Origin of the sequence: Bradyrhizobium sp. UNPA324, assembly GCF_006658635.1 — a bacterium.
GTDB classification, from domain to species: domain Bacteria; phylum Pseudomonadota; class Alphaproteobacteria; order Rhizobiales; family Xanthobacteraceae; genus Bradyrhizobium; species Bradyrhizobium nanningense.
The window spans coordinates 2,784,636-2,796,048 of sequence record NZ_LFJD01000004.1 but is presented as its reverse complement, the minus strand read 5'-3'; the positions used below and the strand labels follow the sequence as shown (position 1 = coordinate 2,796,048).

The window sequence follows — 11,413 nt, the reverse complement described above, 5'->3', positions numbered from 1 at the left end:
CTCAACAGAAATGCGCGCCCTGCGTCTCGACATAGACCGCATAGAGCGACTGGCTCGCGGTCATGAACAGGCGGTTGCGCTTCTTGCCGCCGAAGCAGACGTTGGCACAGGTCTCGGGCAACAGGATCTGGCCGATGCGCGCGCCGTCGTTAGGTGCGAATACCTGCACGCCGTCATAGCCGGGACCGACCCAGCCAGCGCCGACCCAGATGTTGCCCTCGGTGTCGACGCGGAGGCCATCCGGGAAGCCCGACTTGCCGTCGAGCGTCATGTCGATCAGCTTCTTCGGATTCGACAGCTTGGCCCCGTCGATGTCGTAGGACCACACCACGTTCTTGGCTTCAGGATAATGCGTGATGCCGGTGTCGCAGACATAAAGCTTCTTGTAGTCGTGGGAGAAGGCGATGCCGTTCGGCTTGAACGGCTCGTCGGCGACCTTGGCGAGCTGTCCCGATTGCGTGTCGAGACGATAGACGGCCTCCTTCTGGTGGGGCTGCAGCGAGCCGGTATTGGCGAGCTTGCCTTCATAGATGCTGATCGCGCCATAGCCGGGATCGGTGAACCAGATCGACTTGTCGTTGGGATGCGCGACCATGTCGTTCGGCCCGTTGAGCGGCTTGCCATTGGCCTGCTCGGCCAGCGCCGTCACCGAACCGTCGTGCTCGTAGCGGACGAGGCGGGTGCGCTCGGCGCTGATCTGGCGGCCCTCGGTGTCGAACGAGTTGCCGTTGGCCTCGTTCGACGGCTTGTGGAACTGCTCGGAGATATGGCCGTCATCGTCGAGATAGCGCAGCTGTCGGTTGGCGGGGATGTCGCTCCAGACGAGATATTGTCCCTGCGCGTTCCACGCCGGTCCTTCAGCCCACAGGCAGCCGGTGTAGAGCCGCTTGATCGCGGTGTTGCCGACCTTGGCCTTGAAGCGCTTGGGGTCGATAACGACGATGTCGGGGTCGGGATAGCGCTGCGGCTCGGCATTGGCGCCGAAGTCGCGGGCGTCGGCATTGGAGGCGAGCAGTGTCGACGCGGCGAGTGTCGCTGCGCCTTGGAGCAACGTGCGGCGGTCGAGGCCGCCGCCTGCAGTCGTGTCGTCGGAGTCGGTCAGTATTCTTGTCATGGTTTCCTCCCAAGATTGTGTTGGGAGGGCACCATTCGCCCGCAATCAGGCGTAAAGCGGGGCGATCTCTGGACAACATAGCCAGAGATCGCAGGGCAGGGATGCCGGAAATCCGTCTAGACGGGATCCCAGGTGAAGATGTCGGCAGAGCGGTCGAGCTTGTAGAACGAGCCCTTCAGCGCCGGCATGCCGTGTTCTGCGATCGACTGCGGCGTCCAGCCTTCGCTCCGCTGCACCGAGCGGATCGGCCTGTTCTGGCTGAACAGGAAGATCTCGTTCATGCGCACGCCGAAAATCTGTCCGGTGACGTCCTTGGCGGCATCGGAGATCAGATAGCCGCAGAGCGGCGCGATCTTCTCCGGGCCCATCTGCTTGATCTTCTCGACCCGCGCCTTTTCGGCTTCGGTCTCGGTCGGGATGGTGCCGATCATGCGCGTCCAGGCGAACGGCGAGACGCAGTTGGAGCGGACGTTGAAGCGGCCCATGTCGAGCGCAATGGACTTGGAGAGCCCGACGATGCCGAGCTTGGCGGCGGCGTAGTTGGCTTGTCCAAAGTTGCCGATCAGGCCGGAGGTCGAGGTGAAGTGCACGAAGGAGCCGCTCTCCTGCTCGCGGAAGATGCGCGCCGCGGCGTGGCTGACGTAGAACGAGCCCATCAGATGCACCTTGATGACGGCCTCGAACGCCTCCACGCTCATCTTGTGGAAGATCATGTCGCGCAAAATGCCGGCATTGTTGACGACGCCGTCGAGCCGGCCGAAATGATCGGTCGCGGTCTTCACGATCTTGCTGGCGGGGATCGCTTCCGCCACCGACTCGAAGTTCGCAACCGCGGTGCCGCCACGCTTCTTGATCTCCTCGACCACCTCCTCAGCCGGAGCCGCGTTCGCGCCGGCGCCGTCGGCGGCCCCACCGGGATCGTTGACGACGACCTTGGCGCCTTCCGCCGCACACAAGAGCGCGATCTCGCGCCCGATGCCGCGGCCTGCGCCGGTGACGATGATGACCTTGTCCTGCAGTGATTTGCTCATGGGTGCCTCCTGTTGTCTCTGTCATTCCGGGGCGTGCGCAGCACGAACCCGGAATCTCGAGGTTCCCCGGTGCGCAATTGCGCACCTGAGGTCTGGTCCTTCGGACCATCCCGGAACGACGAGAAATTACCTCTCGTTCGTAAACACGATCGTGCCGCTCGCGGCGAACATGCCGCCGACGCCGTGGCACACCGAAATCTTCGCGTTCGGCACCTGCGCCGGCGCGATGCCGCGCATCTGGCGCACGCTCTCCTGCAGCGCATACATGCCGTACATGCCCGAATGCATGTAGGAGAGGCCGCCGCCATTGGTGTTGAGCGGGAGCTTAGCCCCAGGCCGCGTGTTGCCGTCCGCGATGAACTTTCCGGTCTCCTCATGCGGCATGAAACCGAGATCGCCGAGGCCGAACAGCGGCAGATGCGCAAAGGCGTCGTAGATCATGAGATGATCGACGTCCTTGTGCGCGATGCCGGCTTCCTTGAAAGCCAGCGGCCCCGCGGTCTTGAACGCGCGCGAGGAGTTGAAGGTCTCCATCTGGCTGACCATCGGCGTCTCCACGCTCTCGCCGGTGCCCATGATGTAGACGGGCTTGCGCGGAAAGTCCTTGGCGCGGTCGGCCGAGGTCAGGATCAGCGCGCCACCGCCGTCGGTGACGAGGCAGCACTGCAACAGCCGGAACGGATAGGCGATCATGCGCGAGTTGAGGACGTCGGCGACGGTGATCGGGTCCTTCATCATCGCACGCGGATTCTTCGCCGCCCATTCCCGCTGCACCACCGCCACCGAAGCCAGCTGCTCGTGGGTGATGCCGTAGGTCTTCATGAAGCGCAGCACGGGGATCGGGAACATGCTGGGCGGGCCGTAGACGCCGAACGGCGCTTCGAATTGGCCTTGCAGGCTATCGGCGGGGATCGAGCGCGGCGCCTTGCCGATCATCGACTTGCCGCTCTCGGCATGCGTGATCAGCACGGTCTTGCAGAGACCGGCTTCGATCGCGGCCGCGGCATGACGGACGTGCAGCATGAACGAGCAGCCGCCGACCGAGGTGCCATCCACCCAGGTCGGCTTGATGCCGAGATAGTGGCAGACCTGCTGCGGCGTTTCGACCGCGGTGGCAAAGCCGTCGATGTCGGACAGCTTCAGCCCGGCATCGGCGATGGCATTGAGTGCGGCGTCCGCGTGCAGCTGGAGCTGCGAGGCGTTGGGGATGATTCCGAGCTCGGTGGTCTCGGCCGCGCCCACGACGGCAACCTGATTCCTGCGCATGGCCTTACCCCTTCGCCGGACGAAACACGGGGAGGGTGATCTTGTCGTCGAGCGCCTGGAAGGCGACCTCGAGCTTCATGTCGAGCTCGAGCGCCTCCGGCGTCTGCGGGCAGTCGATGATGTTGCTCATCATCCGCGGGCCTTCGGCCAGCTCAACCACGGCGATCGCGTAAGGCGGCGTGAAGCCTGGCGCGGCCGGCCGGTGGTTGATCACGTAGCTGTAGAGAAAGCCCTTGCCGCTCGCCTTGAAGACGCTGACCTTGCGCGAGGCGCAGGACGGGCAGAACGGGCGCGGCGGGAAGTAGACATGCGCGCAGGCGTCGCAGCGCTGCAGGCGCAATTCGCCGGCTTTGGTGCCGTCCCAGAAATGCTGGGTCTCCGGCGTCGGTTTCGGTCGCGCGCGCTGCGGTTCGGCCATATTGGCGGCTCCTCCCAAGAGACAGGCTTTGCGCCCGCCTGTTTCGATCTTGATGCGACAATCGACCATGGTGCGTCAACGGTCCAGCAATACGCATGCATGCCATCATGCGCACAATGCTTGTGTCGAACTGAGGCAGCGCTATAGATTGCGCGCGCCAATATTCCGTGAGACAGACATGCCCGATTTTCCGACACTGGCGAAACTCGCCGAGGACCTCGAAAGCGGCCGCACCACCGCCCGCAAGCTGGTCGAGGCGTGCATCGCCAGGATCGCCGATCCCTCAGGCGAAGGCCGGCGCACTTTCCTCCATGTCGACAAGGACGCCGCGCTCGCGGCGGCGGACGCGATGGACGGCCTGCGCAAGGTCAAGGCGGCGCCGTCGCGCTATGCCGGCATTCCCGTCTCGATCAAGGATCTCTTCGCCATCAAGGGCCAGGTGACGCGCGCCGGCTCCCGTGCCCTCGACGATTCCCCGCCGGCCGAGCAGGATGCGGCGACGGTGGCGCGGCTGCGCAAGGCCGGCTTCGTCGTGATCGGCCGCACCAACATGACCGAGTTCGCCTATTCCGGCATCGGTATCAATCCACACTACGGCACGCCGAAGGGGGCCTGGAACCGGGCCGAGGGGCACGTGCCCGGCGGTTCGTCCTCAGGCGCGGCGGTGTCCGTGCTCGACGGCATGGCACACGGTGCGCTCGGCACCGACACCGGCGGCTCCTGCCGGATTCCGGCGGCCTATAACGGCATCGTCGGCTACAAGCCGACGCAGCGGCGGGTGCCGCTCGACGGCTCGGTGCCGCTGTCGTTCTCGCTCGACAGCATCGGGCCCTTGGCGCGATCGGTCGGCTGCTGTGCCATTCTCGATGCCGTCCTCGCGAACGAGCCGATCGCCCTGCTGAAGCCACGCCCCGTGAAGGGCATGCGGCTGGCAGTGCCGACCACGATCGCGCTCGACGATCTCGACGCACCGGTCGCTGAGACCTTTGAACGCGCCTTGAAATCGCTCGCCGATCATGGCGCCATTATCGAGCGCATCGAGATGGCCGAATTCCACGACATCGGCCCGATGAATGCCAAGGGCGGCTTTGCCGCGTCCGAGAGCTATGCCTGGCATCGCTATCTCATCACGTCCAAGGGGGATGTCTACGACCCCCGCGTCTCCGTGCGGATCATGCGCGGCGAGGCGCAGAGCGCGGCCGACTACATCGATCTCCTCAACGAGCGCCGCTCGCTGATCGCCCGCGTCAATGCACGCATCGCGTCCTATGACGCGCTGGTGCTGCCGACCACGGCGAACACGCCGCCGAAGATCGCAGATCTCGCCGACGACAAGGCATTCACCACGCAGAACCTGCGCGCGCTGCGCAACTGCACCTTGATCAACATGATCGACGGCTGCGCCATCTCGCTCCCTGCGCATCGCCAGGGCGACGTTCCCGTCGGCCTGATGCTGGCAGGCGCGGGCGGCTCGGACCGCCGTATCTTCGAGCTTGCTGCCGGCATGGAGGCCGTCATTCGTGTTTGACCTCACTTTCACCGTCGACGCCCAGGGTACCAACACGCCGCTGACGCTGGCGATCGACCAGATGGTCATCGCCGGCTGGACCGGCCGGGATCCCGTCGCGCGCGACAAGCACATCAAAGAGCTGCAGGAGATGGGCATCGCCCCGCCGGCCTCGACGCCGATCTATTACCGCGCCTCGGCGCGGCGGCTGACGCAGGAAGACAGCATCGAATGCACCGGCGGCGATTCGAGCGGCGAGGTCGAGTTCGTCCTGATCGGCTGGCAGGGCCGCATCTTCGTCGGTTGCGGCTCCGACCACACCGACCGCAAGGTCGAGGCTTATAGCGTCACCGTATCCAAGCAGATGTGCGACAAGCCGATCGCCTCCACGCTGTGGAAGCTCGAGGACGTCATCGGCCATTGGGACAAGATGATCCTGCGCTCCTACGCCACGATCAAGGGCGAGCGCATGCTCTACCAGGAAGGCACGCTGGACGCGATGTTACCGGTCGCCGACCTCATCGCGCGTGGTTTCCCCGGCGGGAAGCTGCCCGACGGCTGCGCCATGTTCGGCGGCACCTTCGCCGCCAAAGGCGGCATCTGCCCCGCCGACCGCTTTGACTTCGAGCTTGAAGATCCGGTGCTGAAGCGGACGATCAGGCACGGCTATGACGTGGTGACGCTGCCAGTGCGGGGCTGAGCTCTCTCCGCGTCATTGCGAGGAGCCCTTGCGACGCAGCAATCCAGGCTGGTTCCGCCGAGGGATTCTGGATTGCTTCGCTGCGCTCGCAATGACGGGGAGATAATCGTCGGAAATCGGGTGGCGGCGCGAACGTCGGACTGCAAAGGTGGTTGTTATGACCATGACCGCACGAAAATCAGCCCAGCCCGCACTCGACCCCGCAAACCATGTCGACACCCTCGATTGGCCGCAGATCACCGCCGAACTCGGCTCCCAGGGCTGTGCCGTCCTGGAGAACCTCCTGACGCCGGAGCAGTGCCGCGCCATCGCCGCGCTCTACCCGGACGATACGCATTTCCGCAGCCGCATCGTCATGGGCCGCCACGGTTTCGGCCGCGGCGAATACAAGTATTTCGCCTATCCGCTGCCCGACCTGATCGCGCAATTGCGGCCGACGCTGTACGCACATCTTCAGGGCGTCGCCAATCGCTGGAACGAGGCGATGGGGATCGACATCCGCTATCCCGCCTCGCTTGCGGCATTCCTGAAACGCTGCCACGAGGCCGGACAGGCGCGGCCGACGCCGCTGCTGCTGCAATATGAGGCCGGCGACTACAATTGCCTGCATCAGGACCTCTATGGCGAGCACGTGTTTCCGATCCAGGTCGCGATCCTGCTGTCCGAGCCGGGTCGCGATTTCACCGGTGGCGAGTTCGTGCTGACCGAGCAGCGCCCGCGGATGCAGTCGCGGGCCGAGGTCGTGCCGCTGGCGCAGGGCGATGCGGTCGCCTTCGCCGTGCATCACCGCCCGGTGCAGGGGACACGCGGCACCTATCGCGTTAATCTCCGCCATGGTGTCAGCCGGATTCGTTCCGGCCAGCGCCACACGTTGGGTGTGATCTTTCATGATGCCAAATGAGTGCAACGATTGACGGCTGATCTGTTCGACAGCGTCGCCGAGGCGCAGCCGTCACGCGAGGAGATCGCCGACGGCGCCGTGCTGCTGCGCGGATTCGTCAAGCCGATCGAGGGTGAGCTGATCGACGCGGTGCGCGCCATCGTGGCGCAGTCGCCATTCCGGCGGATGACCACGCCCGGCGGCTATCAGATGTCGGTGGCGATGACCAATTGCGGCGAGCGCGGCTGGATCACCGATCACACCGGCTACCGCTACGATCCGATCGATCCGCGAACCGGTGCGCCATGGCCGGCGATGCCGGCCGTGCTGCGCGATCTCGCCCGCCGCGCGGCGGAGCAGGGCGGCTTCCAAAACTTCGCGCCCGATGCCTGCCTCGTCAATCGCTACGAGTCCGGCACGCGGTTGTCGCTGCATCAGGACAAGGACGAGCTGGACTATTCGGCGCCGATCGTCTCGGTCTCGCTCGGACTGCCCGCGACCTTCCTGTTCGGCGGCATGGCGCGCAACGACAAGCCGCGGCGTTTCCGGCTGGTGCACGGCGACGTCGCGGTCTGGGGCGGAGCCAGCAGGCTCGCCTATCACGGCGTCGCCCCGCTCGCCGACGGCGAGCACGCGCTGCTTGGGGCGAAGCGGATCAATCTGACGTTTCGCAGGACGCGGTGATCTATCTCCTCATCCTGAGGAGCGCGCTCTTGCGCGCGTCTCGAAGGATGAAGGCCGAGCTGCAGCAGCAGGGCCTTTCATGGTTCGAGACGGCGCTTCGCGCCTCCTCACCATGAGGGTCCTCACGGCTTCGGCGGGTGGATGAACGCCCACGGGCTGACTTCGGAATCCCTGGTCACTTCCACCGAAATCAGATACGGCCCGCCATGCGCGAGTGCCCTCTCCATCGCCGCCTTGAACTGATCCGGCGCGGTCACGCGCGCTGCGGCCACACCGAAGGACTCCGCGAGCTTGACGAAATCAGGATTGACGAGGTCGGACGCCACGACACGGCCGTCGAAACGTTCACGCTGGTCGCGGCGGACATTGCCGTAGGCATTGTTGTTGAACACCAGCGTCACAACCCCGATGTTGAACTGCACGGCGGTGGAGAGCTCCTGCACGCCGAACATGAAGCCGCCGTCGCCGGTGATCGCCACCACCGGCTTGTCAGGATTGGCCACCTTGGCGCCGAGCGCGGTCGGGAAGCCCGAGCCGAGCGTGCCCTGGTAGCCTGAGGTGATGAAGGTGCGGGGCTGGTAGATCGGAAAACCGTACCAGGAGGCGAAGCCGACTTGCGACAATTCATCGGTCACGATCGCATTCGCCGGCAGCACCTCGCGCAGGATGTTGAGATACGCCATCTGCGGCTGAATGCGCTGGATCTCCGCTTGCGCGGTCGCGGTGGCCTCGCGGATGTCCTCCCGCCGGCCACGGGTCCGCGCATAGCCGGCCTTCTTCACCGCCGTGACGAGATCGGCCGTTCCGGCTTTGGCATCGGCGACGATGGCGGCATCGACCACGACCCGGCGCATCTCGGTCGGGTCGATGTCGATCCGAATGGATTTCAGCCCCTTCGGCTGATAGGGCCAGCGGAAGCCCGATGCCGGCAGCTCTGCGCGGGTGCCGATGGCGATCATCAAATCGGTTGCCGGCCAAAGCTTGTAGGCCGCAGCCATGGTCAGGCCGAGCTCGTGCGCGTTGGAGACGATGCCGCGTCCGCTGCGGAAGGCGACGACGGGCGCATCGATCATCTCGGCGAGCTCGAGGATCTCCTCGCCGGCCTCGATCGCGCCGCTGCCGACGAAGATCATCGGCGCTTTGCTGTTCTTGATCAGCGCGGCCGCCTGTTTCACCAGATCGGGGTCGGGTGGCGGGGCCGGTAGGGACTCCAGCACCTGCGCTGAGGCCGTGTCCGCACGCTGGGTGAAGACGTCCCAGGGCATCTCGACCGAGGCGGGGCCGCGCCGTCCCGAATTCATCTCCTGGAAGGCGCGCGCCACGACCGTCGGCGCGTTGCCGGGATATTCGATCCGGTCGGCCCATTTCACATAGGTGCGAAGGGTGGCGAGCTGGTCGGGCATCTCGTGCAGATGGCCGCGGCCCTTGCCCAAGAATGACGTCGGCACCTGGCCGGTGACGCACAGCACCGGCTCGTTGCAGCCGAAGGCGGTGAGCAGCGCCGCGCTCGCATTGAGCACGCCGGGGCCGGGCACCACGCTGAACACGCCGGGCCTGCCGCTGGAGCGCGCATAGCCGAAGGCCATGTAGCCGCAGGCCTGTTCGTGCCGTGCACCGATCACCTTGAGCTGGGCCTGGTGGAAGGCGTCGAACAGGCCGTAGACCTGCGCGCCGGGCAGGCCGAACACGGTGTCGACGCCGTGGGCGACCAGGCCGCTTACGATTGCTTCGCCGCCGGTGAGGGTGGTCATTGCATTCATCCACTTCAATTGGGTTGAGGAATCCTCGACAATGCCATTTTGGCAGAACTCGGACGCCCGCGGCTTCGAAAAAACATCAGCCCGCTTGTGCTTCCGCTTTCAGGGCGTCGTGGATGTTGTTGCGCTTCCAGCTGGTGTCCTTGTCGTTGATCTGCATGTCGAATGACAACGCGAACTTGCTGGCGGCAAAGACGGGATCGAGATGGCGGGAGAGCGCCTGGAAGACGTGCTCGCCGGCCTGCTGCCGCGTCTTGAGGTCGCGGCCCTCGCCGATGCGCAGCACCATGTCGAGAAAGCCGTAGTCCTGCCTGGCGTCGGCGACCGCATAATACTCGCAGCGGATGGCGCGCACGCGGATGCCGCCGAGTGGGAAGATGCCGGTCTCGCTAGCTGCCTTGCGCACCACTTCGCACACCAGCTTCATATCGAGACGGCCGTCGAGATTGGCCGAATATTCGATGGTGAAATGCGGCATCGCGGTTTCACTCCCTGTGTCGTCTTATTGCTTTACGCGAAGTAGCAGCTGACCGAGCCGTAGGCGCCATAGTCGGCCTGAATTGTGTCGCCCTTGCGGGTCTCGATCGGACGGATGAAGGAGCCCGCCAGCACGACCTGACCCGGTTCGAGCGCCAGCCCGAGCGGCGCGATCTTGTTGGCGAGCCAGGCGACCGCGGTCGCGGGATGATTGAGCACGCCGGCGGCAAGGCCGGTTTCCTCGAGCTGACCGTTCTTGAAACACAGCGCGCCGATCCAGCGCAGGTCTGCGTCGAGCGGGCGGATCGGCCGTCCCCCGAGCACGATGCCGGCATTCGCCGCATTGTCGGCGATGGTGTCGAAAATCTTTCGCGTCGCGTTCGTCTTGGGATCGACGCGCTCGATCCGTGTGTCCAGAATCTCCAGCGCCGGCACGACGAAGTCGGTGGCATTGAGCACGTCGAACATCGTGCAGTCCGGGCCTGAGAGGTGCTTGCTCATGACAAAGGCGAGCTCGGCTTCGACCCGCGTCGCGATGAAGCGCTCGGTCGGAATGATCCCGCCATCGGCAAAGAACATGTCGTCGAGCAGCACGCCGGAATCCGGCTCGTCGATATTGAGCGCGTTCTGCATCGCCTTCGAGGTCAGGCCGATCTTGTGGCCTTTGACGAGGCGCCCCTCCGCGATCTTGATGTCGACCCAGGCCTTCTGAATCGCGTAGGCGTCGGCGATGGTGATATCAGGGAAATCCTGTGAGAGCTGCCGGATCTGCGTGCGGGTCTTCTCCGCCTGGTGCAGACGCCTTGCGCAAGCTTGGATATCGTCGCGAGAAAGCGCCATTTGCGATCTTACAAATTGAGGTGCCGGGAGATGCTTAACATGTTAAATGAATGCGTCAAACCCCATTCCGGTTTGCTGCACCGCAAACTTCCTGCGGTTTGAAAGGGCACCATGGTGAAGAAACCGGCTGATCCAGCGAATGGAAGCGCGCCTGCCGCGCGGCAGGTGCCGATGCGCGATTTTTCGCGCTCGCTGCCGATGTCGCTGCTGCGGGCCCGCGAAGCGGTGATGCGGCAGTTTCGTCCCTCGCTACGCCAGCACGGCTTGACCGAGCAGCAATGGCGCATCCTGCGCGCGCTGGCGGCGATCGACGCGGTCGAGGTCACGGAACTCGCGCGTACGGCGTTCCTGCTCGGACCGAGTTTGTCGCGTATCCTGCGCGATCTCGAAGCGCGCAATCTGATCGAGCGCAAGACCGCGAAAGCGGACCAGCGCCGCAGCATGGTCTCGATCTCGAAAGAGGGGGTGAAGCTGATGGCCGCCGTGGCGCCGAATTCGGAGGCGATCTATGCCGAGATCACGCGGCGCTTTGGCGCACGCAAGCTCGCCGAATTGCAGGAGATGCTCGGCGCGCTGGAACAGAGCCTTGCCGGGCTCGGAAGCGCGGATGATACCCTCGCGGAGGGATGAACCCAGATATGCGTGCGTGCGCGGCGAGAGCCATGGACATTCACGCTTTTTTTCGCTCAAAGTGCGGCCCAACCCGATCCGCGGCGAGTGAGAGCAACAGGGAAGGAAA

12 protein-coding genes are annotated in these 11,413 nt (G+C 64.9%); 5 read left to right on the top strand and 7 right to left on the bottom strand.

The genetic code is table 11. From position 1 onward, the window contains the following. Position 1: 1 nt before the first annotated feature. The 4 genes from UNPA324_RS13625 to UNPA324_RS13610 all read right to left on the bottom strand — a co-directional run bounded on the left by UNPA324_RS13625 (position 2) and on the right by UNPA324_RS13610 (position 3,829). Complete coding sequence (locus tag UNPA324_RS13625; RefSeq protein ID WP_128917041.1) at positions 2–1,114, bottom strand: SMP-30/gluconolactonase/LRE family protein; 1,113 nt, start codon at positions 1,112–1,114, stop codon at positions 2–4. Positions 1,115–1,230: 116 nt separating this feature from the next. After that, positions 1,231–2,145, bottom strand: coding sequence for an SDR family oxidoreductase (locus UNPA324_RS13620; protein WP_128917042.1), 915 nt, complete (start codon positions 2,143–2,145; stop codon positions 1,231–1,233). Between the two features lie 126 nt (positions 2,146–2,271). After that, positions 2,272–3,411, bottom strand: coding sequence for a thiolase C-terminal domain-containing protein (locus UNPA324_RS13615; RefSeq protein WP_128917043.1), 1,140 nt, complete (start codon positions 3,409–3,411; stop codon positions 2,272–2,274). A 4-nt stretch (positions 3,412–3,415) separates the two neighbouring features. Beyond that, positions 3,416–3,829 carry a Zn-ribbon domain-containing OB-fold protein gene (locus UNPA324_RS13610; protein ID WP_128917044.1) on the bottom strand — a complete coding sequence of 138 codons (414 nt, stop codon included), beginning with the start codon at positions 3,827–3,829 and terminating at the stop codon, positions 3,416–3,418. A 178-nt stretch (positions 3,830–4,007) separates the two neighbouring features. On the opposite strand from UNPA324_RS13610, the gene UNPA324_RS13605 reads away from it, so the two are divergent. The 4 genes from UNPA324_RS13605 (at position 4,008) to alkB (ending at position 7,600) form a co-directional block, all read left to right on the top strand. Next, entirely contained in the window at positions 4,008–5,357 is a 1,350-nt protein-coding gene (locus UNPA324_RS13605; RefSeq protein WP_141934888.1) for an amidase, read from the top strand. After that, positions 5,350–6,036 (top strand): DUF2848 domain-containing protein, encoded by a 687-nt coding sequence (locus UNPA324_RS13600; protein WP_141934887.1) that lies wholly within the window; start codon positions 5,350–5,352, stop codon positions 6,034–6,036. Before UNPA324_RS13605 ends, UNPA324_RS13600 begins: the two co-directional genes overlap by 8 nt. Positions 6,037–6,193: 157 nt before the next feature. Further along, the gene (locus UNPA324_RS13590) at positions 6,194–6,937 is read left to right on the top strand and encodes a 2OG-Fe(II) oxygenase (RefSeq protein ID WP_141934885.1); all 744 of its coding nucleotides are present in this window, start codon (positions 6,194–6,196) and stop codon (positions 6,935–6,937) included. A 9-nt stretch (positions 6,938–6,946) separates the two neighbouring features. Beyond that, positions 6,947–7,600: a DNA oxidative demethylase AlkB gene (alkB, locus tag UNPA324_RS13585; protein ID WP_141934884.1), complete on the top strand. Its 654-nt coding sequence runs from the start codon at positions 6,947–6,949 to the stop codon at positions 7,598–7,600. 122 nt (positions 7,601–7,722) lie between these two features. On the opposite strand, the gene UNPA324_RS13580 is transcribed toward alkB, so the two are convergent. The 3 genes from UNPA324_RS13580 to hpaH all read right to left on the bottom strand — a co-directional run bounded on the left by UNPA324_RS13580 (position 7,723) and on the right by hpaH (position 10,674). Further along, positions 7,723–9,351 carry a thiamine pyrophosphate-dependent enzyme gene (locus tag UNPA324_RS13580; protein ID WP_141934883.1) on the bottom strand — a complete coding sequence of 543 codons (1,629 nt, stop codon included), beginning with the start codon at positions 9,349–9,351 and terminating at the stop codon, positions 7,723–7,725. An 85-nt stretch (positions 9,352–9,436) separates the two neighbouring features. Then, a complete protein-coding gene (locus UNPA324_RS13575) occupies positions 9,437–9,835 on the bottom strand; it encodes a 5-carboxymethyl-2-hydroxymuconate Delta-isomerase (protein WP_128917051.1) in 399 nt (132 codons plus the stop codon). A 32-nt stretch (positions 9,836–9,867) separates the two neighbouring features. Next, complete coding sequence (gene hpaH, locus UNPA324_RS13570) at positions 9,868–10,674, bottom strand: 2-oxo-hept-4-ene-1,7-dioate hydratase (protein ID WP_141934882.1); 807 nt, start codon at positions 10,672–10,674, stop codon at positions 9,868–9,870. 111 nt (positions 10,675–10,785) lie between these two features. Here hpaH and hpaR point away from each other — a divergent pair, with 111 nt between their 5' ends. Further along, positions 10,786–11,304, top strand: coding sequence for a homoprotocatechuate degradation operon regulator HpaR (gene hpaR / locus UNPA324_RS13565; protein ID WP_128917053.1), 519 nt, complete (start codon positions 10,786–10,788; stop codon positions 11,302–11,304). Positions 11,305–11,413: the final 109 nt, after the last annotated feature.

Coding starts and splice junctions, on each gene's coding strand:
- hpaH (WP_141934882.1), bottom strand. CDS start 10,674: ATGGCGCTTTCTCGCGACGATATCCAAGCTTGCGCAAGGCGTCTGCAC.
- UNPA324_RS13590 (WP_141934885.1), top strand. CDS start 6,194: ATGACCATGACCGCACGAAAATCAGCCCAGCCCGCACTCGACCCCGCA.
- UNPA324_RS13580 (WP_141934883.1), bottom strand. CDS start 9,351: ATGACCACCCTCACCGGCGGCGAAGCAATCGTAAGCGGCCTGGTCGCC.
- UNPA324_RS13605 (WP_141934888.1), top strand. CDS start 4,008: ATGCCCGATTTTCCGACACTGGCGAAACTCGCCGAGGACCTCGAAAGC.
- UNPA324_RS13575 (WP_128917051.1), bottom strand. CDS start 9,835: ATGCCGCATTTCACCATCGAATATTCGGCCAATCTCGACGGCCGTCTC.
- UNPA324_RS13615 (WP_128917043.1), bottom strand. CDS start 3,411: ATGCGCAGGAATCAGGTTGCCGTCGTGGGCGCGGCCGAGACCACCGAG.
- UNPA324_RS13610 (WP_128917044.1), bottom strand. CDS start 3,829: ATGGCCGAACCGCAGCGCGCGCGACCGAAACCGACGCCGGAGACCCAG.
- UNPA324_RS13625 (WP_128917041.1), bottom strand. CDS start 1,114: ATGACAAGAATACTGACCGACTCCGACGACACGACTGCAGGCGGCGGC.
- hpaR (WP_128917053.1), top strand. CDS start 10,786: ATGGTGAAGAAACCGGCTGATCCAGCGAATGGAAGCGCGCCTGCCGCG.
- UNPA324_RS13620 (WP_128917042.1), bottom strand. CDS start 2,145: ATGAGCAAATCACTGCAGGACAAGGTCATCATCGTCACCGGCGCAGGC.